Genomic DNA, 24925 nt, shown 5'->3' with positions numbered 1-24925 from the left:
TAGAGAGGCGGTTGACACAACCGCCTCAGCCTAATCTATTTTACCACATTTTGACTTTGCTTCACAACTTGCGGCTTGAGCTGCTTATACATCATATCCGCAATGCCGATACCGCCGCCCGCTGCCACCTGTTTCATCAATTCATCATCCCGCATATCCTTGAATATCTTCTCGCCGTGCGACTCGCCAAACAGACTATTCTCCGGCACAGTCGCTCGCATCTGGCGGTACATCATATTGAGGAACATGGCTTCAAAGCCCTCACAGGCCTTTTTAAGTTCCTTGTCCCGCTTGGCCATCTCTGCCGCTTCCTGCACGGACTTGGCATCACCGCTTTTCTGCGCCTTGTCCACACGTCCCTGCAGTTCCTTCAGTACATCGGCAAACTTCGCCGACTCCGCTGCGGACTGCGCCGCATCATAGTTATTGTTGGCGCCGGCACTTATCCCCTGCGCTGTCAAAGGTGCTATATGCATTCACTTCACCCCGCTTAAATCAACTGCAATTCTGCATGAAGTGCGCCTGCTGCTTTTATAGCCTGCAGGATCGATATCGTATCCCGTGGCGTCGCCCCTACGGCATTCAATGCACCGACAATGTCACTGACATTGGCCGTAGCCGGCAGAACCAGCGTACTGGCCTTATCCTCCTTGACATCCACATTCTCATTGCGCGTCTCAATGGTGGTGCCGTAACTGAAGGGCTCCGGCTGGCTGGCCGTCTTATTCTTCTGCACCTTGATGGTCAGACCGCCCTGGGTGATGGCGATCTCATCCACCGAAACATCGCCGCCCATGACAATGGTGCCCGTGCGCTCATTGACCACAATCTTGGCCACCTTATCCGGCATCACCGGCAGTTCTTCAATCGAAGCCACAAAGCCTACCACATTTCCCTGATAGTAGCTCGGGATATTGATATCGATGCGGCCGGGATTCACAGCCTGCGCCACACCTCCATACTGGGAATTGATGGCCGCTGCCATGCGCGTAGCCGTCGTAAAGTCCGGATGGGAGAGCGACAGGGATAACCTGCCATTATTGCCCAGGTCATCCTCCACCGTGCGTTCTACGATTGCCCCATTCGGCGTCATGCCGACGGTAGGAAAATTCTTGGTCGAAGTCGAAGAACCGCGCCCCGCGGCAAAACCGCCCGTGGACACTGCGCCCTGCGCCACTGCATATACCGTCCCATTGCCAGCCCGGAGTGGTGTCTGCAGGAGCGTACCGCCCTGGATACTGTCCGCATCACCGATAGACGAAACCGTGATATCGATTGTGTCGCCTTCCCGCACAAATGGAGGCAGGGTGGCCGTAACCATAACCGCGGCGACATTATCCGACTTCAAGGAAGCCTGATTTACCGACACGCCATAGGTCTTGAGCATATTGACAATGGATTGGATGGTTTCCAGCGTCTTATTCGAATCGCCGGTGCCATTCAACCCCACTACCAGACCATAGCCCATGAGCTGGTTAGAGCGCACGCCCTGCACCTTGGCGATATCCTTGATCCGCGTCACCGCATTATCCGCCGACGCCAGCGTGGGCATGCCGCCAAACACTAACGCCCCGGCCAAAAAACAAGCCAATATCTTCTTCATATAAACATCCCCTAATCAGAACAGGATATTGAATATCTGCGTCAGGATTCCCTGCCGCTGCTTGGCATTCAGAGGTCCCTTGCCATTGAATCGCACTTCCGCAGCCGCAATCTTCGTCGAAGGAATGGTATTGGCCGCCGTCACATCCTCCGGCCGGCAAACGCCCCGGAAGGTGATTTTATGCTCATTCTTATTATGCCAGATGGACTGTGTTCCCTCCAGCACCAGATTGCCATTGGGCTGGATATCCACCACGGTGACGGTCACATTGGCTGTCGTCGTGTTCTTGGCGGTGGAGGAACCATCAGCCTTAAACGAATCCGAACCACTGGCCGAAGCCGCCTTCAGGAAGTCAAAGATGCCTACGCCTGCTGACAGCGATGTACTGCCACTCTTACTGTTGGCGCTGGACTTGCTCGTAGACAGGCTCGTGGATTCACTGATGGCAATGGTCAGGATATCCCCTACATCCTGCGCCTTCCGATCCGAAAAGATATTCCGATACCTGCCGCCCTCAGCCCAAAGCGACTGCGCCGAAACCATCGGCGCTGCACTGAAAAACAAACTGCCAGCCGCCAACGCCAAGGCGATTCTTTTATGATATTTTTTTATCTGCATACTTATTACCTGCCTTCAACGACCTGTAATCTCGACGGTATTCGCGTCAATCACCCGTCCCTGCAACAGCCTGTTGGAATGGGCATTGCGCACCCGGATCATGCCGCCAATCCGCCCTTTTTGCAGGGCAATGCCGTCAGCGCTGACCTGTACGCCATTGATATTCGCGATCAGCTTTACCGGCGAATTCGGATTGATCACCACAGGGTTCTGCAGCATATTCTGTTCGATGGGCTGCCCCATATGGATGTAACGGATGGGTACCCGGCCGGCAATATCCTCGTATTTCGTCAGATAGCGCCCTGTGCCCCCCTGCACCTCACGTTCTTCGAGGCGTACGGCATTGGCGCCAATAGTCTGCTCCAAACCAAGATTCATCCCGGCCACCAGCACCTTCTCAAATACCTGCACCCGATAATAGCAGATGGCCCGCCGATAGAGCTTTTCATTCACGAACACCCGGATATGCACTGGCTGCACATTGCCATAATGCAGCTTGCCCGGGATTTCCGCCTCATAGCGGATTTTCCCTGCCGGCAGACGCATATCCGGGGGGGAAACGGTCAGTGTCAGTACATGCCGCCGCCCTTCTCCCACTTTATAGAGTTCCAACTCCAATTGCTGCCGGGCAATCCCCGCCAATTTCTGGGAACTCATAAGCTGTGGAAAAGCCTCCGCCTGCTGACCGCCGCCATAGATTGCTTCTGCCTGCGGCGGAGAAACACAAACTGACAGACAGAAGAAGCCAATCCATAACATCCATGATGTAAACAGACTGGCTATGCGGCTTCTTTTCACTTTCATCAGCGTTTCAGGCCATTGGCAATTTCCAGCATGGAATCGGAAGTGGTGATGGCCTTGGAGTTGGATTCATAAGCACGCTGGGAAACTATCATATTGACCATTTCCTCGACGATCTGCACATTGCTCATCTCCAATGTACCCTGGGTAAGGGTGCCCGCACCGTCCGTACCAGGATTGCCTTCAATGGGATCGCCGGAAGCTGCCGATACGATAAAGAGGTTCTTGCCAACAGCCGTAAGGCCTGCCGGATTGACGAACCGGGCCAAGGTGATCTGTCCCACATTCTGCTGCGTGCCGCCTGCCGGCGTTTCCGATACAGTGCCATCACCGGCAATGACGATAGAATCCACTGGTGAATTCTCCGCAAAAGTAATGCCATCCGCCAGCAGATAACCATCAGAAGTCACCATACGCCGCTGAGAATCTAATTTAAAGGAGCCATCGCGGGTATATGCTGTGGTTCCATCCGGCATCGTAACTCGGAAATATCCTTCGCCCTGAATGCCAATATCCAAAGGATGTTCTGTACTTTGCAAAGGCCCCTGAGTAATCACCCGCTGGGTAGCCGCCACACGCGTCCCTAATCCGACCTGCAAGCCGGTCGGATACTGATTGTCCTGCCCGCTCTGGGCCCCAGCATCCCGCAAGGTCTGATAGATCAAATCCTGAAACTCCGCCCGCACCTTCTTGCCGCCATAGGTATTGACATTGGCAATATTATGGGCGATAACATCAATATTAGTCTGCTGACCCTTCATACCAGAAGCCGCCGACCAAAGTGCTCTCATCATACCGAGCTACCTCCTCACCTCATCCGCCTCACTAACGTTCGGCACCTTCCCCTCAATAGGAAAGGCTTTTACTGCCACAACGAAAAAGATACCACTAAATCGTTGCCCAGCGCCCATGGACGGGCGCAGGCGGACGTAAATCCCGTGATGGGATTTCAGTCCGCGTTTTCTTTTGGTACTTTTCTTTGCGCCAAAGAAAAGTACAGAAAACCAACCTCTCCAATATATATCGAACAAGCCTAAAAAAACTTAAGACACTCTGCCAACTTCACTCACGGATTTTTCGAGCATGGTATCCTGTGTAGTAACCGCCTTTGCCCCGGCTTCGTAAAGCCGGTAGTTATTGATGAGCTCCACCATTTCCGACACGATATTCGTATTGGAGCGCTCCAATACGCCCTGCAAGACCTCGCCCGCAGCCGGCTGAGGCTGTGCACCTTCCTGCGGATAATAGAGATTGTTTCCCTGCTTGAGCACAGCCCGGCGATTATCAAACTGCACGAGTTGCAGCTGTCCCACCTGCTGGTCATCCGCATAGATTTCGCCCTTGCTCCCCACCATGATGCGGGTGGCATCCTGCGGGATCGTGATGCCCTGTCCATTCGCCCCCAAAACAGTCTGCCCGTTCACCGTCTGAATCTGTCCATTGGCAGATTTATAGAAATTCCCGTCCCGCGTATACCGCACCCCATTTTCCGTCTGGATAGCAAAATAACCATTGCCCGAAATCGCCAGATCCAATGGATTGCCGGTGGTTTCAAAAGCCCCCTGGGTGTGCTCGGTCGCAATCTCATCGATGCGGGAACCCAGTCCCAAAGTACCCACAACCGGATACTGTTCGCCTACATGGAATTGCTTGAAACTGGTCACGTCATTCTTGTTGATGCCATCATTGATGCGCTTGATCAGCATGGGTTCAAACTCCCGGCTGACGGCCTCATCCCGCTTGAAACCGTTGGTATTGGCATTGGCCAGATTGTTGGCCAATGTGTCCGTGCGCTTGGACTCCGTGATCATCCCCGCGCCGGCTGTATATAGACCGCGCCACATAATGCGTCCTCCTTGTCCCATCTCACATTTATCCTTGCTTCGTTTATTCGCTAAAAAAGGCGAAACTCCTTTTCGAGTTTCGCCTTTGTCAAAAAATTTATTTTCTTCGCAGATCAGTGTCCTGTCTTGATATTCTTGGCCTTGCCATCGAACTTGCTGAAACTGTCCAGTGCCATGCCGCAGCCGATAGCCACGCAGCTCATGGCATCTTCAGCCAGCGCCGTGGGGATATCTGTTTCCTTGCGGATCAGTTCGTCAAGACCATAGAGCATCGCACCGCCGCCCGTGAGCACAATGCCGCAGTTCATCACATCGGCAGCCAGCTCTGGCGGAGTATCCTCCAGCACCTTCTTCACGCAGCTGACAATCTTCGCCACGCTTTCATGCATAGCCGCAGCTGCCTGTTCCGTGGTGATCTGCACATTCTTCGGCAGACCGGAGAGCATATCACGGCCACGGATATCCATCACTTCATTACGGGCCCCCACGAAGGCAGCGCCGACACGCATCTTGATCTCCTCAGCCGTGCGCTCGCCGATCATCATGTTGAATTCCTTCTTCACATAGGCAATGATGTCCTCATCGAAGCGATCACCAGCCACGCGCAGGGAGGCACTGGTCACGATGCCACCCAGAGAAATCACGGCGATATCCGTCGTGCCGCCGCCGATATCCACGACCATGGAACCGCGGGGTTCCACGATATCGAGCCCCGCACCGAGTGCTGCTGCCAGCGGTTCTTCAATCAGCTGGGTATGACGGGCACCAGCCTGTTCCGCAGCTTCCTGCACAGCCCGCTGCTCCACCATGGTGCAGCCGGAGGGAATGCAGATCATGATGCGGGGACGGAAGACGAAGCGGCGTCCCACAACCTTTTCAATGAAGTGTCGCAGCATGCTTTCCGTGATGTCATAGTCGGCGATAACGCCTTCACGCAGCGGACGGATTGCCACGATATTGCCCGGCGTGCGGCCGATCATCTGGCGCGCTTCCTCACCGATGGCCAATACCCGGTTGGTGTCCCGGTCCACCGCCACTACCGACGGTTCCCGCAGGACAATACCTTTTCCCTTCACATAAACCAGTACGTTTGCCGTACCCAAGTCAATACCAATATCTAAAGACATGCCAAACATATGTCAAAAATCTCCTTCCGAAGTCATCTTCATCGCAACACACTATAATATATAATAAAAAAACATGAATTACAACAACTTCCCCCTCAAAATCTGATATAATTTTTGGCCCTGCCAAAAATTGACACATTTTCCCCTCATTTACAACATTTCAGCAATTTTGCGAAAAATATTGCTTTTGTTTCTTTGAAATTATTTATTGACACTAGGTATTAATAGTGCTACGATTAACACGACTTAGGGATATATTTCACAATGATTCAGGGGGTAATAACAAAATGAACAACAGAAGAAAAATCGTCGTCATTGGCGCCAGCAACGTTGGCTCCGCAGTTGCCAACAAGATTGCTGACTTCCAGCTTGCTACGGAAGTAGTTCTGATCGACCTCAACGAAGACAAAGCTTGGGGCGAAGCTAAGGACTCCAGCCATGCAACGAGCTGCATCTACAGCACGAACATCAAGTTCCACCTCGGTGACTATGAAGACTGCAAAGATGCAAACATCATCGTTATCACCGCTGGTCCTTCCATCCGCCCGGGCGAAACTCCGGACCGTCTGAAGCTGGCTGGCACCAACGCTAAGATCATGAGCTCCGTAATGGGCGAGATCGTTAAGCGTACGAAGGAAGCTATGATCATCATGATCACGAATCCGCTCGATGTTGCTACTTATGTTGTTTCCACCCAGTTTGATTATCCGCGCAACCTCATCCTCGGTACTGGTACGATGCTCGAAACCTACCGTTTCCGTCGCATCCTGGCTGACAAGTACCAGGTGGATCCGAAGAACATCAACGGTTATGTTCTCGGTGAGCACGGCAACGCTGCATTCGTTGCTTGGTCCACGACTGGCTGCGCTGGTTTCCCCATCGATGATCTGGATGAATATTTCCACCGCACGGAAAAACTCAGCCACGAAGCTGTTGAACAGGAACTGGTTCAGGTTGCTTACGATGTCATCAATAAGAAGGGCTTCACCAACACTGGTATCGCTATGGCTGCTTGCCGCTTCATCAAGTCCGTTCTCTATGATGAACACACGATCCTGCCCTGCTCTGCAGTTCTCGAAGGCGAATATGGCATCAAAGACGTTGCCCTCTCCATTCCTCGTATGGTTTGCGCTGATGGTATCATGCGCTCCTTCGAAGTTCATCTCACGGATGATGAACTGGAGAAGATGCACAAAGCTGCTCAGAGCGTTCGTTCCGCTCTCGATGGCGCTGGCATCAAATAATTTCCTTTGTTACGGAACTAAAAATCCCGCTGGACTTTGTCCAGCGGGATTTTTTTATGCTATCTTCAGCAGGTATGGCATTCATCATAGATGCCGGCTTTTTTCAGCGTATCGACAACCGTTGCACCGATATGAGCTACGGTATCAGCCACTTGAATGTCCACAGCATTGAGGGCCTTGATCTTGTCAGCAGCCGTACCTTTGCCACCGGAAATGATGGCACCAGCATGGCCCATGCGTTTTCCCGGAGGCGCCTGACGGCCGGAGATGAAGGCTGCTACCGGTTTTTCCGGCATGTTTTCCCTAATCCACTTAGCCGCGTCTTCCTCAGCCGTACCGCCGATTTCACCGATCATCAGCACAGCCTTGGTTTCCGGATCTTCTTTGAAGAGCTGCAAAGCATCGATAAAGTCCGTGCCCTTGACCGGGTCACCGCCGATACCGATAGCTGTCGTCACGCCGATACCGGCGTTCATCAGCTGGAAAGCGGCTTCATAGGTCAAGGTTCCGGAGCGGGAAACGAGGCCTACATGACCTTTCTTCTGGATATTGCCCGGAATGATACCGAGTTTTGCTTCATCCGTAGTCAGGATGCCCGGGCAGTTCGGCCCAATCAGGCGGGTTTTCTTGCCTTCCATATAACGGCGTACCTTGACCATATCCTCAACGGGGATATGTTCCGTAATGCAGACCACCAAATCCAGTCCGGCATCCACACCTTCCATGATGGAGTCAGCGGCGAACCTTGCGGGTACATAGACCACGGAGGCCGTAGCCCCTGTTGCGTCCACTGCGTCCTTGACGGTGTTGAATACGGGAACACCTTCTACAACCTGGCCGGCTTTGCCCGGCGTTACACCAGCGACAATCTTCGTGCCATAGGCCAGCATCTGTTTCGTATGGAAGGTGGCCTGTTTGCCCGTAATGCCCTGTACGATTACCTTTGTATCCTTGTTGACTAAAACACCCATGTCAGATGGCCTCCCTTATTCTGCTGCTTTGACTCGTTTGACGATTTCTTCTGCGCCGCCCTCCATAGTCGGTGCCATGATGACATTGGCAATGGGGGAATCCTGCAGGATCTTGCGGCCCTGTTCCACATTGGTGCCTTCCAAGCGCACCACAACAGGAACCGGCAGGGATTTGCCATCATCGGAAATGATTTTCGCAGCTTCCACGATACCGGCAGCTACCGCATCGCAGCGGTTGATGCCACCGAAGATGTTGACGAAGATCCCCTTGGCCTGACCGCCGTCCAGCATGATCTGGAATGCCTCGGCAATCTTTTCCGGCGAGGAATCGCCGCCTACATCGAGGAAGTTAGCCGGTTCGCCGCCATAGTGTTTGATGATATCCACCGTAGCCATGGCAAGGCCTGCCCCGTTGACCATGCAGGCCACATCGCCGCCAAGGTTGACGTAATTGAGGCCAGCTTCTGCTGCGCGGCGTTCCTTCGGATCTTCTTCGCTCTCGTCCCGGAGTTCTTCGATATCCGGATGACGGAACAGGGCGCTGTCGTCGAAGTTCAGCTTGGCATCGAGCGCTACCACATCATCATCAGCCGTTACGACCAGCGGATTAATCTCAGCCAGGGAGCAATCCTTGCCCACGAAAGCGTTGTAGAGACAGCCCATCAGCTTGGTTGCCTTGCGGATGGCTTCCTGCGGGATATTGATATTGTACGCCATGCGAGTAGCCTGGAACGGAGCCAGACCAACAGCCGGATCGATGTATTCCTTGAAGATCTTGTCCGGCATTTCGGCCGCAACCTTCTCGATTTCCATACCGCCTTCTTCGGACCCCATCATGACCACGCGGGCCGTCTGACGGTCAATGACAAAGGACAGATAATATTCTTTCTTGATATTGGAACCAGCTTCAATCAGGAGGCGGCCAACTTTCTTGCCTTCAGGACCTGTCTGATGGGTAACCAAGGTCTTCCCTAAAAGTTCCGTCGCGTAAGCTTTCACCTCGTCGAGGTTCTTCGCCAGCTTGACACCGCCAGCCTTGCCGCGCCCGCCTGCATGGATCTGGGCCTTTACCACTACCACCGGCGTACCGAGCTTTTGGGCATTTTCCACGGCTTCTTCTACGCTGAAGGCAGGATATCCTTCCGGTACAGTGACACCATAGGATTTCAATACTGCCTTGCTTTGATACTCATGAATATTCATCAAACATGCCTCCCTGAAATTGGTATGACGTTTCGAGAATACTTAACTAGCTTTCGTTCTCGTTTACATGTATATTGTATGCTTTTTTCGTATTTTTGTCTACTATTTATTATTCATATGCAGTATTCGCAAAAATTATCATAATTTATGCCTATTTGAGCAAAATACGTTTTTCGCCCGTCTTTACATAAATATTACATATCGAATTTATACATATTGCTTATGAAGCTCAAATTTCCTACACACTCGCGATGTTCAGTCCTTGGGCCACAAGACAAAAATCGTCTGGGATTCCCATTTTTCACCGGCTTTGATGATTGGCTGCGGGAAATTCGGATTGGCCAGCGAGTTAGGGAAGTACTGCGTTTCAAGGCAGAAGCCCGTGCGGCGCTGGAATTCCACGCCATCTTTGCCTGGCAGGCCGCCTTCGAGGAAGTTGCCCGTATAGAACTGGATTCCCGGCAGAGTAGTGTAGCAAGTCAAAGTCAAGCCGCTCTTGTCCGATTCGGCATAAGCAGCCTTCTTGAGTCCGCCCTTCAAATAGTCAATGGGACAATGGGGATCATAGCCGAACATTCCCGGTTTCATCTCCACACTCACCGGTTCATCCCGCAGTACCCAGTTATGGTCATAGCCCTTGCCCATAACGAGTTCATCGAAATCATCATCGATATGTTCACCAATGCGCACCGGCTGACGCAGGTCCATCGGCGTGCCCTCTACCGGCAGGATTCTGCCATCCGGCAGGGATTCGCTGTCAGCCCAGGTATATTCATCGGCAAAGATCTGGATTTTCTGATCCAGCACCGGCGGTGCGGCAAAACCATCCAGATTGAAATAGCTATGGTTGGTCAGGTTGCAGATGGTGTCCTTATCACTGATAGCTTCATACTTAATAGAAAGCTCATTATCATTGGACAGAGAATAGATAACGGTTACATCCATATTGCCAGGATAGCCCGCATCGCCATCCTTGCTATGATAGGTCAGCTTTACCCCTTCATAGACTTCCTCAGCCTGCCAAAGTTCATTATGGAAGCCTTTGGAGCCGCCATGGATATGGTTCTGCATCTTCGAACCGGTATTCAAATCCAACTGGTACTCCTGTCCGTTTATGATTGCCTTGCCTCCGGCAATGCGGTTGGCATGGCGGCCTACGATGCCGCCCATGCTCGTATCGTCCTTTTCATAAGCAGCGGCATCCGCATAGCCCAGCAAGATATCTATCTTCTTCGCATCCTTGCCAAAAACCCGCCAACTGACCAGACGTGCGCCGTAGTTGGTAATCTTTACTTCCGTCCCCTTGGTATTGCGCAGGGTATAGAGCGATACCTCACGCCCGTCACTGAGTTTGCCAAAGGGTTCATGCTTAACTGTTGCCATATATATACCTCCCAGGTTTTCGACTTAGAATTGTGTATGATTTTCTACAATTCTATACAAGTTTCACTTTACTCTTTCTTATTTTATTTGTCAACTACCTGTGAAAATTCAATTTAATTTATCATTTTTGACAAGCTGTGTTATAATATCTTTATTGGTTACATATTCATAAATGCGATTATATTATTTGTATTTTAAGGGGGATTATCAACCAATGGCAAACGCTAAACACGCTTATGTCTTCTTCAACTGCGATGAAGAAAAGACACAGAAGACCATGAACATCTTCTACAACAAGACCATCTATCAGGGAACGAAAAAAGCCCGCAAGGAATTGCTAGCCAAGGTCGAGGAAGAAGTAAAAGCCGGCCGCATCAATGTAATCGATGACAACATGGATGCTGTGAGCACGGCCATCATGGAAGGGGAACCCACCAACGCCAGCAAGTACATCCAGTATGGCGCAATCGAAAGTTTTCCGATTGTATAAACAATCATACGCAGAACGAAAAACCTCCAGCTTGATGAATAGCTGGAGGTTTTTTCGTACAATTATTCATATTATGTTTCTATTGTTTTACCCTGACAGACACTGCTTTATCCGCCTATAACGATTGCAAATAGGCGTCCATCTGCTCTGCCACTTCTTTTGCCGCTTTGGCGGCCTCTACCACATTCCAGGGGCCGGTGACCACATCACCGGCGGAGAATATTCCCGGGCGGGTGGTCTGTCCATGTTCATCAACTTCCACCAAGCCCTTGTCATTCACATCGAGTCCGGATGTGGTGCTCACCAGCTTGTCCTTGGGACGCTGACTGACGGCGATGATCGTACTGTCAGCCGGAGCCAGTTCCGCCAGCCCCTGGCTGAGCAATTCACCGGCCTCGGAAAATTCCCGTTTGACAAAAACAGGGCCCTGTTCTGTAATCTTCTCCACTGCCATGCCATAGATTATCTCCGCACCATCAGCGATGGCATAATCCAGTTCCCGCTGACTGGCCGTGACATGATTGCTGCGGGCATAGATGGTAACGAAGCGGCTGCCCTGGCGCAAGGCCGTACGGGCCGCATCCATGGCCGAGTTGCCGGCACCGATCACAGCCACCCGCTCGCCTAACGCATAGGCGCCGGGATTCTGCAGATAGTCAATCGCATAGTGTACATTGCCCAGGCTCTCCCCGGGTACGCCCAAGCGCCGTGCCCGCCAGGTGCCCGTGCCGATGAAGATTGCCTGATATCCATCGCTGATCAGATCATCCAGATGCAGGGCACCGCCAATGGTGGTATGGGGCCGGATATGGATGCCCAGCAGGCGCAGCTTCTCTTTATAGCGGCTCAGGATCGTGCGGGGCAGACGGAAGTCCGGAATCCCATAGCGCATCATGCCGCCAATATGGCTCTTGCGCTCAAAGATGGTCACATCATAGCCCTTCTGCGCCATCACCACCGCCACCACAAGCCCGGCCGGGCCGCTGCCAATCACCGCTATCCGCTGGCCTTTGGGCGGCTGCTTTTCCAGCTGCAGCTTCTCAAAAAAGCCATTGGAGATATAATGCTCAATACTGGAAATCTGTACCGCACTGCCCTTGCGCCCTTGAATACAATGACCTTCGCACTGTTTTTCATGGTCACAGACCAACGAGCAGATAATGCTCATGGGATTGTTGGCAAATAACATCGCAGCGGCCTCATTTCCCTGACCGGCCAGAAACCGCCGGATCATTTCTGGGATATTGGTGCCGATGGGACAGCCTTGCAGCTGACACAGCGGCTTCTTGCATTGCAGGCAACGCCTCGCTTCGTTGATTACATGAACTGCCATCAGGATTCACCTCTAATTTGTTTTCTTTGTCTCAGGGCTGTTTGCCGATATAGGCCAGTATTCCCCCATCCACATAGAGGATATGTCCGTTGACAAAGTTTGAGGCATCAGAGGCTAAGAATACTGCCGGGCCTTCCAGGTCTTCCGTGGTTCCCCAGCGGTTAGCTGGTGTCTTGGCCAGGATGAACTCGTTGAAGGGATGCCCCGGCGTGCGCAGGGGAGCTGTCTGCGGCGTAGCGATATAGCCAGGGCCAATGCCGTTGCACTGGATATTGGCATGGCCATATTCCGCGCAGATATTGCGCGTCAGCATCTTGAGTCCGCCCTTGGCGGCCGCATAAGCCGATACCGTCTCCCGCCCCAGTTCACTCATCATGGAGCAGATGTTGATGATCTTGCCATGTCCTTTTTTCAGCATGCCCGGAATCACGGCTTTGGCTACGATGAACGGCGCATTGAGGTCGATATCCACCACCTGCCGGAATTCTTCGGCCGACATTTCCAGCATGGGAATGCGCTTGATGATGCCGGCATTATTCACGAGGATATCGATCGTGCCCAGTTCTTTTTCGATATCGGCGACCATCTTCTGCACTTCATCTTCCTTGGTCACGTCGCAGTAATAGCCCTTGGCTTCGATGCCTTCAGCCTGATAAGCGGCCATTGCTTCCTGCATATGCTTTTCACCGCGGCAGTTGAAGGCGATCCTGGCTCCAGCTTTGGCATAGGCCTTGGCAATGGCGAAGCCGATGCCATAAGCCGCGCCAGTAACGAGTGCCACCTTGCCTTCCAATGAGAATTGTTTCAGGTATTCCATATCCATCTCCATGCGCTCCTTATCTAAGTTCGGTATTCTTGATATGATCCATATCGTCAAAGGCTTTATTCTCACCGCCCATGGCCCAGATAAAGGTGTAGTTGGCGGTACCGCAGCCGGCATGGATGCTCCAGGACGGGCTGATGATGGCCTGTTCGTCCTGCATCACCACATGACGGGTTTCCTGCGGTTCGCCCATCATATGGAACACCACTTCGTTTTCCGGAATCTCAAAGTAGAAATAGATTTCCATGCGGCGTTCATGGGTATGCGCGGGCATGGTATTCCAAACACTGCCGGGTTCCAAGGAAGTCATGCCCATGGAGAGCTGGCAGGTTTCCAAAACATCCGGATGGATGAACTGATTGATGGTGCGCTTGTTGCTGGTCCTGGCATCGCCGCAGGGAACCTTGTTGGCATCCTTGATGGTCAGGAGCTTTGTCTGGCAGGCCTTATGAGCTGGAGCGGAAACCATGTAGAATTTCGCCGGCTGGCTGCCGTCCTGACTCTTGAACGTGACCTCTTTTGTCCCCATGGTGATATAGAGGCAGTCCTTATAGCCCAATTCATAGGCTGTGCCATCAGCCGTGATCGTACCAGCGCCGCCCACGTTGAAAATGCCGATTTCCCGGCGTTCCAGGATGAAATGGGTGCCGAAATTATGCCAGACATCAATTCCCTTATCCAGCGCCACTTCTTCCTTGACCGGCATGCAGCCGAAAGTCACCATGCGGTCTACATGGGAGTATACCGCCGTCACTTCATCGGCTTGGAACAGGTTTTCAATCAAGAATTCCTGCCGCACTTCCTCCGTCGTATAACGCTTGAAATCTCTCTGATTTGCCGAATAACGAATATCCATTGTTCAAACTGCCTCCATAAAATGTTGTAATTCCGTGCGATTTGGCAAGCCCTCATTATCACCTGCCGACATGATGGCCAATGCACCAATCGCAGCGCCGCGCAAGGCGGCTTCTTCCAGCGTCCTGCCTTCCAGCAGGGCCGATACGGTGCCCACGGCAAAGCCATCCCCGGCACCTACCGTATCCACCACATGTTCCACCCGGAAGGACGGCGCGATAAATTCCTTGCCATTCCGCTCCTTGCCATAAGCGCCCTTGCTGCCGCCCAATTTGATGACCACGGCTTTAGCACCGCGTTCCAGATAGAAGTCGGCTACCTGCTCCGGCTTTTCCATCCCGGTGAGAATCTTGCCTTCCCCAAGTCCCGGCAACACCAGGTCGGCCTTCGCGGCCAGACGGTTCAAAGTCCTGACCATGACCTTATGGGACGACCAGAGAGCCGGGCGCAGATTGGGATCGAAGGAGACCATTGCCTGATGGGCATGGGCCTCATCCATCAGTTTTTCCACTGCGGCACAGCAGCTGGCGGACAGCGCTGCGGGAATGCCTGTCACATGGACATGCCTCACACCCTGCCAGTCAATGCCATGCAGATCCTCCGGCGTGAAATAGGAAAAGGCCGTATGGCGGCGATAATTGACCACCAGCGGATCTACCCCCTCCGGCGCTTTTTCCTTGAACTGCATGCCGGTCAGATGTTCCCGGTCAACCTGCACATAACCGGCTTCGATGCCATTTTCCTGCAGGAAATCCCGGATATGCTGGCCGATGGGATCACTGCCCACCCGGGAGACATAGGAAACCGTATGTCCCAGCCTTGAAAGGCCGATAGAAAAATTCACCTCCGCACCGCATACCAGACGGGTGAAGGTCTGTACATCCTTCAACGGTTTTGCCTCCTCCGCCACAAAGAGTCCCATGGGCTCGCCGATTGTCAGTACCTCAGCCATAAATATCTATCCTTTCTCACCTCTGCTGACAGCCTTTTGCCTCAAACCTCAGCATAGATTTCTTCCAAATATTTTCGCGCAGCCACGGCATTTTCTGGAATCGTATTTTCCAGCGTTGCCTGGATGCCGTATTTTTCCTGTTTCAGATAAGCCAACAATGGCTTATAATCCATCAGTCCCGTGCCCGGAGCAACGGCTGACAGCTTTCCCCCCTGCACCTGGAAATCCTTCAGATGCACCACTTCCACATATTCGCCGAACTGTTCGATTGCTTCCCCGATAACTCGTTCCCTGTCCTGATAGTTTTCGCCAGACAGGAGATTCACCGGATCGAAGATGATCCGCAAATTCGGCGAAGCCACTTCCCGGATTACCCGCCGAGCCACCTGGGGATTCCAGACAATGTGGTTCCAGACCGGCTCTATGGCCAGCAGCACGCCTAATTTCTCAGCGGCCTCCACCACAGGCTCCAGACCATGCAGGAACGTTTGCAGGGCCATTTCCGTATGACATTGTGGTTCATATTGATATTCTGCATTGGGGGCGCCGGTTTCCGTCCCTACCACCGAACAGCCCAGACTCACCGCCATGCGCAGATGGGCGATGTAATTTTCTTGAATCCTCTGCAATTCTGCGCGGTCCGGATGGGCCAGATTCTTATAACAGCCCAACACCGCCACATCCACATCATGCGAGGCAAAGATATCCCGGATATGTTTGCCAAATCCAGCGGTCAATTTTCCCGGTTCCAGCTTGAAACCAGATATGGTCTTTTCCAAGGCCAGATGCACGCAGGAAAATCCCTGTCCCCGTGCCCAGGCCGCCCGCTCGGCTAAACTTCCCGGCCGCATGTCATGCAGCCGAATCCCTAATTGCAACATTGTCATCCCTTCTTTTCATATCCCTTATTTATATTCCATATTGTTTTCAATAAATCCTTCATTCAGTTTCCACATGGGCACTGATTTTCCAAACAGCGATATCACTGCTGGAAAATTCCGGCGCGTGTATATTCTCTGCCGTCAGCGTATAGGGAACCTTGTCACTGCCCACGGAAATATCCAGATCACTGCCCCGGCAACTGCCTACCAGCAGCGGATAACCATCGGCGTCCGACAGGGTATAACGAACGGTAAGTTGCCTGACTTTCTGGAATTCTTCACTTTCATTCTTAAAATTGCCATGCAGCAAAACCTTGCTGCCGGAAAGCTCTACCTGCGTCACCTTGAAGGATACTTCCTTGTCTGCCGCTTCCGTGACAGACAGGAAACTGCTGCAGCACAACAGGCACAAGAGGAACATGATGCCCGTCAGACGGTATAATTTTTTCATGTACTGACCTCCAGTCTAACCTCATCCGCCCCTTACGGGGCGCCTTCCCCAGAGGGGAAGGCTTTCCGGAGGGTTAGAATTTATTGATAGGGGTATTACTCTGTTTTACATTGTCGAAATCGATATTTTCGGCATTGGTGATGATCCATGGCTGGCCTTTATCAATCGTGATATTCTTGAAGTTGATATCATGGTGCTTGGCCTCGGGCAGGCCCACGATCTCGATAGCAGCCTTGCCGGTTTTCTCCACCGTGCAGTCCTCCACGCGGATGTTGTAGAAGCTGCCGGCCTTGCTGGCCTTGGGGAAATCAGTCTTGGCATTGGGATCGCTATAAGCCGTCGTGGCAATGAAGAAATTCTTCGTGAGGTTGCGAGCCGCATTGTTGCGGAACAAGACGTCCCGGGCACCACCGCCATTAGCCGGATTGGTCTTCATGCGCAGGGCGATTTCCGTGCCATCGATGACATTGTCCTCTGCCAGCAGTTTCTGGATATAAGCTGCCGTATGGCTGCCCATGACCACGGCACCATGCCCATGATGGAAGGAGTTGTTGAAGATCCAGATATCCTCGGTGGGTGCGCCCTTCTCTCCTTTGGCTCCCTGGCCAGCGGCAAAGTTCACGCAGTCATCACCGTTGTTGAACACATTGTCGTAGACTTTCAAACCTTTTCCATGGCCGAATTCGATGCCATCGCCATTATTGCAGTTGAAGGTCTGGAAATTGGTGTTCTCCACGACCACGTCATTGCATTTCTGCAAGACCAGTGTATGATTGGCCGGATTCTTGAGCGTTACGCCCGTGACGTAAACATGGTCGACACCCTTCAGCAGGATCAGGCTGGAACGGCGCGGATAAGCCTTGTTTTCATCCAAGCCCTCGTTTTTTTCCAGGGCTGCTACCTGATTGGCGGCCAATACGCCGATCTTGGAAACATGATTGGCCGGCAGAGGTTCGCCTTTCTTCGCTCTGGCCCGGTAGAGATAATTGCCCTTTTCATCCATCTTCCAGCCATTGCCATCGATGGTACCTTCCCCAACGATGCGAATATTCTGCAGCTGCTTGCCATCCTGACCAGGACGAGCATTGAGCAGGGAAAAATAGCGTTCATCGGAAAGGTAGGAGTAAAGCTTGTAATGATAAGGATAAGCTGACGGATCTTCCGTCCCCAGCAAGGTAGCATCTTTCTGCACTTCCAAGGTCATATCACTCTTGAGCCAGAGGCTGCCGGTCTTGAAATTACCTGCCGGGACAACCACCGTACCACCAGCGGGACAGGCATCAATGGCCTTTTGGATAGCCTGGGTATTGAGCGTGCTGCCATCCCCGACGGCACCGTATTTCGTCACGTCCAGCCGAGCACCAGCCGTAAGGGTTGCCGTGCTGAGCTTGTTGCTGTCCACCGATTCTGCACCTTTGGCATCCACTGCCCGCACCGTGAAGCTGTGCTTGCTGCCCGGCTGCAGACCGGTAACCCGGTAATTATGGCTTACGACCTTCTGCCCCTGCGGAGAGGCGGTGTAGAAATCCCGGATCTCCTGCTTGGCCTCAGAGGAGAAATCCTTGGCAGTCTGCGCCACCAATTTCCCATCCATATAGACATTGTAGCTGACTACCTCATCATCCTTGGCCGGGCGGTCCCAGATCAGGCTCAGGCTGTTATCCGTCACCGCCTGCCCTGGAGCCGTCAGCCCTGTGGGGGCGGCCGGATTTGCCCAAACGCCCTGTGACAGGGACAGACCGATCACACATGCCAATGCTGCAACTTTCTTTTTATTGATAAACATGTTTCTGCCTCCTACAATGCCTTAGAAGTAATAATATGCCTGTACACGGTACTGATTGCCATGATCCGTCTTAGCCGCGGTCTTGCCCAGGGAATGATAGTGCATCCAACGGAAGTCGAACATCACATTCTGGATGGGCACATAGCGGTAATCCAGGATGAAGCCCCGCTCACCTTCGCCCATCTTGTTCTTCAGATCATAAGTGGACTTGATGCCCGTATAGCGTTCCTGATGCAGCAGGTCAAGCTGGAGCTTGCTGGAATGCGGATTGCTGGCCGCCACCTGCCCCCAGCGGAAGGATATGCCATAGGCCTTGTTCTGGCGGCCAAAGTCCGTATCCTTGCCACGCGTATCATCGGAGATGGCAAAGTTCCCCAGAACTTTCAGCTTGCGGGAAGCCTGCCAGCTGACACTGGTCTCAAAGATATTGGGATCATTATAGTGCGTGGAAGCCTTACCCAGCGCAATATCCTTGCTGCTGCGGTAATTGCCGCTGCCCCGGGCTGTCAGATGCCAGAAACCCATATTCCAGGCAAAGTCCTTGCTGGCCTGATAAGAAGTCTGTATCTGTGTCATATTAACACCCAGACCGTCCGGATTCATATCTGAACCTGAAACGCCCCGTTCTGCCTTATATCCATAATGGGCCTTTCCATCTTTATCATAATATGTCGTATTGACTTTCTCAGTGTCACCGCTCCATCTTGAAGTATTATAATCTACCTTGCCCCAGGTCGCCCCAGCTTTCCATTTGCCCATCTTACGGGTGTAATCAATCCCCTGATAATACTGCCCCATAATCATGGAATCGCCATAGACCGTGGAACCTTTCACACGGCCCACACGCACGGAACCTCCGGCCAGCGGCCCGGTTACAAAAGCCTTGTTGACATCGGCGGTACCGCTGGTATTTTCGCCAGTAGTACGGGAATCCCCATCCCCATCTTTGGCGCCGAGGAAGTCGATCTCACCGGTCCAGCCAGCACCGATATCAAATTTCGTGAACATCTGCCAGAGCAGCTGATGGTTCTTCGTTCCACCGAAGGTATCATCCTTGCCATCGGCATTCTTGTTGTGTCCCCAGTCATCACGCAGGCGGATCAGGCCCGTCAGGCTGAAGTTCTTGGGCATCTGCTTGATCTTTGGTCCACTGGCTGCCTTGGATTCTTCCTTCTTTGCCGCTACGCCCGGCACCTTCACATGCATATCGGAAAGTTCCCCGGAAAACTCCTTGATCAAGCGCTGGATGCGCTGGGCATCCTCAGCCCCGGCCCGGTCCATGGCACTCATGGCCTTGGCCGTGAAGATGGCCATCTCCATGCGGCTGATGATGCGCGTCTTCTTGAATTCGCCTTTCTCATAGCCATAGATCAGACCGTTGTTGACCAGCGCATCCACATCATCATAATAGCCGCTGTCCGGCGGCACGCTGGCAAAGGGATTGTCGGCGGCTTCGGCCGCACCGGGCAGGCTGCCCATACCTAAAAATGCTGCACTGACTAGACCTAAAAGCATCTTCTGTTTTATCATCGTTTCGTTTTCACTCCTAAGGACACACAATACGAAAAATCAACAGCCAACTATTTACTAAATCCGTTTCCACGTTCAAAGGCGCTCATATTCCGCAGCCGCCAGAATGAAGGGGCCCAATCCCTTGGGTTCATTGGTCACAATCGGTTCACTGATATAGTAGGCAAAGGAACCATCCCGCTCGCCGTAAGCCTTGGTGGGCTGGCCGCCCAGCCCGGCAACGAAGCAGATCTTATTGAGGCAGATGGTGCCCATGGGCGTTTCGGTGATGAATTCATCAATGAGCCCATGATAGGAGAGTTTCGCAAATTCCCGCATGCTCTCCGGCAGCCAGCCCATGCGCACCCCCTTGAACAGAGCGTAGGCGATCATGGACGAGCCGGAAGCTTCCACATAGTTGCCCTTGCGGTCGCCGCAGTCCGGCACCTGATACCAGACATGGGACTGGGGGCTGGCCACTTTGATCAGCGCCTGCATCGTATCGTTGAGGATCTGGATGAGCTCCGGCTTATACTGATTGTCCGCCGGCAATTCTGCCAGCGTATCCACCAGCGCCATGCAGTACCAGCCAATGGAGCGGGCCCAGAAGTGCTTGGAAAGTCCTGTCAGCTTGTTGGCCCAGGGCTGCTGGCGGGCATCGTCATAGGCGTGATAGAGAAGCCCTGTCTGCTCATCGAGCGTATGCTTACGGGCGATGATAAACTGCCGGGCAATATCATCATATTCCTCCATGCTGCGGCTGAACTCACTGACGTATTTGGCATAGAAGGTTGCCCCCATATAGAGGCCATCCAGCCAGATCTGTTCCGGATAGATTTCCTTGTGCCAGAACACCCCTTCCTTCGTGCGGGGATGATGCTCAATCTGGCTGCGCAGGAGTTCCAGTGCCTTGCGGTATTTTTCCTCATGGGTTTCCTTGTATATGGTCAGCAGGATCTTGCCATTGTTGAGATGGTCGATATTGTACTCCTGGACATCATAACCCCGGATACTGCCATCCTCCCCGATAAACGTATCCATGCAGGACTTGATGTAGTCAAAGTATTTCCGCTCTCCGGTCTGATGCCAGACCTCCGCGATGCCGTCCAGCGTCAGGCCAAATTCATAAGCCCAGTAACTTGTCAGGTCGGTCTTGCGCTGGATAACGGAATCAGCCATCCACTGTGAATATTTTTTCATTTTCTTCGTTCTCTCCTAAATATTGCAAAAATTTTTTCGTGTATTCAGTGGGAATGAACACTAGCGGGTTCATCGTGGACGCGCATCAGATCATTATGACCGAAGCACTGCTCATACTTCCAGCCCGTCAGGGATTCCACAGCCTTGCGCGTTTCCGGCGTCACATCGGCCATGCTGCCGCCCGAACGGATGCGATGTACCTCATCCACGAGGAGCTTATGGTTTTCCTTGGTCAGCGTCAGATTGCGGGAAATCAGATAAACGATGCCGCAGAGAACGATTGGCACCGCAATGGTCATGACCAGCACGCCATCAATAGCCATTGCCGTCTGCTGGCCAGCGCCCTTTTCAAAACCGAAGAGGGCCAGCCCTACGCCCAGCAGGAAGCCTTCGGCAGCCGAGGCGAGCTTGGACAGCAGGCCATTCACGCCTGTGAAGATACCCTCGCGGCGTTCCATGGTAACCGCTTCATCAATATCAGCCATAAACGGCAGCTGGAATACCGGGATATAGTCTGCACCAGCCTTGCCCACATTGTTGATGATGGCCAGAACGGTCAACCAGACAATCACGGCCTCTTCAGTCATGCTGGACTGATTCTGGAACAGGATATAATAACCGGCCAGCGAAGCCGTCACGATGACGCCTACCACCTTGAAGGCGAACGGGCCGCCGCGGCGGTAGCAGATGGTGATGAAGATTGCCAAAGCGATGAAGGAAACCAAGGTGGCAAAACTCGTGATGATGGAGGTCGCACTAACCGACAGGGACAGGGCATAAACCACATAGTAGGTGAACACGCCCGCGGCCAAATTCTTGTAGATGCCGATAAAGAGCATCATGCCGGCATGGAGGCGGAAGGCCCGGATGCGCATGGAAGCGAACACGTCATTGACCAATTTGCGCAGCACATGGGATACTGAACCCATCTCTTCCGTATAGTGGATGTCCTCGGGTGCACGTTCATAGGTCAGTACATACATAACGGCTAAGGAGATGGAAACTACCACAGCATAGGTAAGGCCAGTATAGAAGAAAGCATCGAGATTGCCTTCTCCGAAGCGCTGGAAGAAGAAGGCCGGGAACAGCAGGGCAATGGTGCTGGCAAAGGTGCCGCAATACTGCTTGGCCGAGACCAGCTTGGTCTTTTCGGCTGCGACCTGCGTCATTTCTGCCGGCAGCGTCGGCCCCGGAACCATCACACTGGTAAAGACGATCTCATAGATGATGTTGGCAGCCACATAGAATTCAAAACTATGGCCCGGCGTCCAAAGGATTGGATAGGTGATAAGCACCAAGGGAATACCGGTCAGGATAAAGAACTTGCGCCGCCCGAAGCGCTTGCCCAAGCGGGTACGGCCAAAGTTATCGCTGATATAGCCCATCACCGGATTGCCCACGGCATCGATACATCTGGCAATGGTAAAGATAAGACCTGCCTGCACGGCGGGAATATCGCAATACATCGTGTAGAACAACATCAGGAAAGCGGAACTGAGTGCCTGGGTACCGCCACCGAGGAAATTCAAACAGGCATAGCCCAGCACATTCCACCAAGTTACTTTTCTTGCTTCCATCTTGATCCTCCTAACACAGTTAAAAGTCCGGCTCTTATCCGACCTGCCCGTCAGAGCCAACATCCACCAGCCGGTCCGGCTGACGTCTTCCGTTAATGGTCACATTCTCGAAGGCCAGTCCCTGGACATTTTCCAGCACAGCCTCACCTTTCACCCCTTCCAGCTGCATATCCCGGAAGGTGATATTGGCAATCGGCGCATCGGCAAAGCCCTTGAGATAAAAGGCATAACGTGCATCAATGCTGCCGCCCTCTGCGGTCCGGAAACCATCCAGCGTGATATTATCCAGCTGCGGAAGGTTTTCTCCTGCATGGCCTTCCTCGTAAAAGAAATCCGCATGCACCACCGCCAGCCGTGCCTTGTTGACCACGCTGTCCTTCACATAGACATTTTCCAGCGTGCCCCCCCGCATGGCATTGGTCTTGAAACGGATGGGATAATCGAGGTTGGGACTGTCGAAATGGTTGCCTGTCGCAAACACATCATGCACCCCGCCGGAAATCTCACTGCCCAAGGTGATGCCGCCGTGGCCATTGGCAAAGCGGTTATGGCGGATGATCACATTGGCCGTCGGCACGCCGATGCGACGCCCATCCTCATTGCGCCCGGATTTTATCGCGATGCAGTCATCCCCCGTGAGAAAATAGCAATCCTCGATCAGCACATTGCGGCTGGATTCCGGATCGATGCCATCGTTGTTGTAGAGATCCGTCTCAATATGTACACCCTTGATCCAGACATTCTCGCAGAGCACCGGATTGATTTCCCAAAAGGGGGAATTGACGATATGCACGCCCATGATTCGGATATCCTTGCTGTTGTAGAACTGGATGAAGGGCGGCCGCAGGGTGGATACATCATCGGTAAAAATGCGTTGCGAAACGGGAAGTCCCTCTGCCCCAGCCCGGAAGAGTCGCTGTCTTTGCTCCTCCTGATCCGGCTCGCCGAAGTAGCCGAATTTCCAGGGCATCCAGTTGAATTCATCGGCCTGCCCGTCCAGCGTGCCCTGTCCCGTGATGCTGATGTCCTCTGCGCCCTCCGCATAGATGAACGGCGAAAAGTTCATGCATTCCACGCCTTCCCAGCGAGTATAGCGCAGGGGATAGAAGACATTGCTCTTGTTGCGGATGAAGCAGAGCCTGGCACCAGCCGCCAGATACAGCTCTACATGCGATTTGAGCTCCAGCGCACCGGTATACCAGATGCCTGCCGGGATTTCCACCCGGCCGCCGCCCGCCTGCGCCATATCATCAATGGCCTGCTGGATAGCCTGACCATGGAACAGCACATGCCGGCGCCGCTCTAACAATCTTTCCTCCCGGTACGACAGATCTTCCTTGAGCTCCGCCTTGCTGCCCCTGTAAGGGCCCAGCGGATGCTCATAGTAGATTTCCTCCACGGAACGCCAGAGCTCCTGATATCTGCTGTCCGTGATCCGGCAGAACCTGACACGGGGCAAAGGCGCTCTGAACTTAGCCAGGATTTCCTCATAAAGTTTTTGATTCCAGGAAAACGCCACGTTTATGACCTCATTTCCATTGCCTATTCAAGAAATCTTCAATTTACGCTTATTCAAATAGTCTGACTTGTCCTTGCGATAGAGGCTATTGACCGTTTTCCTGCCCCGGACTTCCCGGACGATATCCGCAGCCTCACGGACCAGACCGGCAATCCCGTCCCAGTCACCCTCAGCCATCATCTGCTGCTTGACCATCCAGCTGCCGCCGCAGGCCAGAATCTTGTCATCGGCCAGATAGGCACGGACATTCTCCGGCGTAAGGCCGCCTGTCGGCATAAAGACCAGCTGACCGTAGGGCGCAGCCACCGCCTTGATCATCTTGAGGCCGCCAGCCGGTTCCGCCGGGAAGAATTTCACGAAATCCAGCCCCAGGCCGATGGCCTGTTCCATTTCGCTGGGCGTCTGGGTTCCCGGAGCTACCGGCATCCCCTTGGCCTGACAGTACCGGACCACTTCGGGGTTAAGGCCGGGGCTGACGATGAACTTTGCCCCCGCGGCGATGGCCAGATCTGCTTCCTGCGTGGTGAGCACAGTGCCCGCCCCCACCAGAAGTTCCGGGCGATGTTTCACCATGCGGGAAATCACCTCGGCAGCTGCCTCCGTACGGAAGGTGACCTCCGCACAGGGCAGACCGTTATCGCAGAGGACATCTGCCAGCTGTTCTGCATACTGTGCATCTTCCATGACCACCACCGGGATAATCCCAATCTCCTTGAACTGCTTGAATATCTCTTTCATTCTCTCTAAATCCTTTC

General features: G+C 53.1%; 24 protein-coding genes. 2 read left to right on the top strand and 22 right to left on the bottom strand.

Going from position 1 to position 24925, the window contains the following annotated elements; all coding sequences use genetic code 11:
- Nucleotides 1-35 precede the first annotated feature (35 nt).
- From BLQ59_RS09060 to BLQ59_RS09030, 7 genes are all read right to left on the bottom strand, one after another.
- Nucleotides 36-476: a rod-binding protein gene (locus tag BLQ59_RS09060; protein WP_074572592.1), complete on the bottom strand. Its 441-nt coding sequence runs from the start codon at nucleotides 474-476 to the stop codon at nucleotides 36-38.
- A 14-nt stretch (nucleotides 477-490) separates the two neighbouring features.
- Nucleotides 491-1603 carry a flagellar basal body P-ring protein FlgI gene (locus tag BLQ59_RS09055; protein ID WP_074572591.1) on the bottom strand — a complete coding sequence of 371 codons (1113 nt, stop codon included), beginning with the start codon at nucleotides 1601-1603 and terminating at the stop codon, nucleotides 491-493.
- 15 nt (nucleotides 1604-1618) lie between these two features.
- Complete coding sequence (locus tag BLQ59_RS09050; protein ID WP_371118279.1) at nucleotides 1619-2221, bottom strand: flagellar basal body L-ring protein FlgH; 603 nt, start codon at nucleotides 2219-2221, stop codon at nucleotides 1619-1621.
- 15 nt (nucleotides 2222-2236) lie between these two features.
- A complete protein-coding gene (flgA, locus tag BLQ59_RS09045) occupies nucleotides 2237-2980 on the bottom strand; it encodes a flagellar basal body P-ring formation chaperone FlgA (protein ID WP_218122889.1) in 744 nt (247 codons plus the stop codon).
- A gap of 44 nt (nucleotides 2981-3024) precedes the next feature.
- Nucleotides 3025-3816, bottom strand: coding sequence for a flagellar basal-body rod protein FlgG (gene flgG / locus BLQ59_RS09040; RefSeq protein ID WP_041914211.1), 792 nt, complete (start codon nucleotides 3814-3816; stop codon nucleotides 3025-3027).
- Nucleotides 3817-4065: 249 nt separating this feature from the next.
- Nucleotides 4066-4866 carry a flagellar basal-body rod protein FlgF gene (gene flgF / locus BLQ59_RS09035; RefSeq protein WP_074572589.1) on the bottom strand — a complete coding sequence of 267 codons (801 nt, stop codon included), beginning with the start codon at nucleotides 4864-4866 and terminating at the stop codon, nucleotides 4066-4068.
- 113 nt (nucleotides 4867-4979) lie between these two features.
- Nucleotides 4980-6002 carry a rod shape-determining protein gene (locus tag BLQ59_RS09030; protein WP_074572587.1) on the bottom strand — a complete coding sequence of 341 codons (1023 nt, stop codon included), beginning with the start codon at nucleotides 6000-6002 and terminating at the stop codon, nucleotides 4980-4982.
- Between the two features lie 278 nt (nucleotides 6003-6280).
- Between BLQ59_RS09030 and BLQ59_RS09025 the strand changes: the two genes are divergently transcribed.
- Nucleotides 6281-7237 (top strand): L-lactate dehydrogenase, encoded by a 957-nt coding sequence (locus tag BLQ59_RS09025; RefSeq protein WP_014423306.1) that lies wholly within the window; start codon nucleotides 6281-6283, stop codon nucleotides 7235-7237.
- Between the two features lie 65 nt (nucleotides 7238-7302).
- Here the strand turns inward: BLQ59_RS09025 and sucD are convergent, their stop codons facing one another.
- From sucD to BLQ59_RS09010, 3 genes are all read right to left on the bottom strand, one after another.
- On the bottom strand, nucleotides 7303-8208 hold the full coding sequence (gene sucD / locus BLQ59_RS09020; protein WP_074572586.1) for a succinate--CoA ligase subunit alpha: 906 nt from the start codon (nucleotides 8206-8208) through the stop codon (nucleotides 7303-7305).
- A gap of 15 nt (nucleotides 8209-8223) precedes the next feature.
- Nucleotides 8224-9411: an ADP-forming succinate--CoA ligase subunit beta gene (gene sucC, locus BLQ59_RS09015; protein WP_074572584.1), complete on the bottom strand. Its 1188-nt coding sequence runs from the start codon at nucleotides 9409-9411 to the stop codon at nucleotides 8224-8226.
- A 255-nt stretch (nucleotides 9412-9666) separates the two neighbouring features.
- A complete protein-coding gene (locus BLQ59_RS09010) occupies nucleotides 9667-10794 on the bottom strand; it encodes an aldose epimerase family protein (RefSeq protein ID WP_074572583.1) in 1128 nt (375 codons plus the stop codon).
- Between the two features lie 214 nt (nucleotides 10795-11008).
- On the opposite strand from BLQ59_RS09010, the gene BLQ59_RS09005 reads away from it, so the two are divergent.
- Nucleotides 11009-11284: a hypothetical protein gene (locus tag BLQ59_RS09005; protein WP_014423302.1), complete on the top strand. Its 276-nt coding sequence runs from the start codon at nucleotides 11009-11011 to the stop codon at nucleotides 11282-11284.
- 115 nt (nucleotides 11285-11399) lie between these two features.
- Here BLQ59_RS09005 and BLQ59_RS09000 read toward each other — a convergent pair whose 3' ends face one another.
- From BLQ59_RS09000 to BLQ59_RS08945, 12 genes are all read right to left on the bottom strand, one after another.
- Complete coding sequence (locus tag BLQ59_RS09000) at nucleotides 11400-12617, bottom strand: FAD-dependent oxidoreductase (RefSeq protein WP_074572581.1); 1218 nt, start codon at nucleotides 12615-12617, stop codon at nucleotides 11400-11402.
- Nucleotides 12618-12648: 31 nt separating this feature from the next.
- On the bottom strand, nucleotides 12649-13440 hold the full coding sequence (locus tag BLQ59_RS08995) for a gluconate 5-dehydrogenase (protein WP_014423300.1): 792 nt from the start codon (nucleotides 13438-13440) through the stop codon (nucleotides 12649-12651).
- A 13-nt stretch (nucleotides 13441-13453) separates the two neighbouring features.
- A complete protein-coding gene (kduI, locus tag BLQ59_RS08990; protein ID WP_074572580.1) occupies nucleotides 13454-14296 on the bottom strand; it encodes a 5-dehydro-4-deoxy-D-glucuronate isomerase in 843 nt (280 codons plus the stop codon).
- 3 nt (nucleotides 14297-14299) lie between these two features.
- Nucleotides 14300-15247: a sugar kinase gene (locus tag BLQ59_RS08985; RefSeq protein ID WP_074572579.1), complete on the bottom strand. Its 948-nt coding sequence runs from the start codon at nucleotides 15245-15247 to the stop codon at nucleotides 14300-14302.
- A gap of 41 nt (nucleotides 15248-15288) precedes the next feature.
- Nucleotides 15289-16134 carry a sugar phosphate isomerase/epimerase family protein gene (locus tag BLQ59_RS08980; RefSeq protein WP_256324649.1) on the bottom strand — a complete coding sequence of 282 codons (846 nt, stop codon included), beginning with the start codon at nucleotides 16132-16134 and terminating at the stop codon, nucleotides 15289-15291.
- 52 nt (nucleotides 16135-16186) lie between these two features.
- Nucleotides 16187-16579: a hypothetical protein gene (locus tag BLQ59_RS08975; RefSeq protein ID WP_074572574.1), complete on the bottom strand. Its 393-nt coding sequence runs from the start codon at nucleotides 16577-16579 to the stop codon at nucleotides 16187-16189.
- A 73-nt stretch (nucleotides 16580-16652) separates the two neighbouring features.
- A complete protein-coding gene (locus tag BLQ59_RS08970) occupies nucleotides 16653-18365 on the bottom strand; it encodes a glycoside hydrolase family 28 protein (protein WP_014423295.1) in 1713 nt (570 codons plus the stop codon).
- Nucleotides 18366-18386: 21 nt separating this feature from the next.
- Entirely contained in the window at nucleotides 18387-19895 is a 1509-nt protein-coding gene (locus tag BLQ59_RS08965) for an S-layer homology domain-containing protein (protein ID WP_074572573.1), read from the bottom strand.
- A 75-nt stretch (nucleotides 19896-19970) separates the two neighbouring features.
- Nucleotides 19971-21074 (bottom strand): glycoside hydrolase family 88/105 protein, encoded by a 1104-nt coding sequence (locus BLQ59_RS08960; protein WP_074572571.1) that lies wholly within the window; start codon nucleotides 21072-21074, stop codon nucleotides 19971-19973.
- A gap of 44 nt (nucleotides 21075-21118) precedes the next feature.
- On the bottom strand, nucleotides 21119-22651 hold the full coding sequence (locus BLQ59_RS08955; protein ID WP_074572569.1) for an MFS transporter: 1533 nt from the start codon (nucleotides 22649-22651) through the stop codon (nucleotides 21119-21121).
- Nucleotides 22652-22685: 34 nt separating this feature from the next.
- The gene (locus tag BLQ59_RS08950) at nucleotides 22686-24170 is read right to left on the bottom strand and encodes a glycoside hydrolase family 28 protein (RefSeq protein ID WP_074572567.1); all 1485 of its coding nucleotides are present in this window, start codon (nucleotides 24168-24170) and stop codon (nucleotides 22686-22688) included.
- A gap of 27 nt (nucleotides 24171-24197) precedes the next feature.
- Nucleotides 24198-24908 (bottom strand): bifunctional 4-hydroxy-2-oxoglutarate aldolase/2-dehydro-3-deoxy-phosphogluconate aldolase, encoded by a 711-nt coding sequence (locus BLQ59_RS08945; RefSeq protein WP_074572566.1) that lies wholly within the window; start codon nucleotides 24906-24908, stop codon nucleotides 24198-24200.
- Nucleotides 24909-24925 lie beyond the last annotated feature (17 nt).

The sequence above is a fragment of the Pseudoselenomonas ruminantium genome (assembly GCF_900104055.1).
Taxonomy (GTDB): domain Bacteria; phylum Bacillota; class Negativicutes; order Selenomonadales; family Selenomonadaceae; genus Selenomonas_A; species Selenomonas_A ruminantium_C.
The sequence above is the reverse complement of the archived record's forward strand: the minus strand, read 5'-3'. Positions and strand labels throughout refer to the sequence as shown.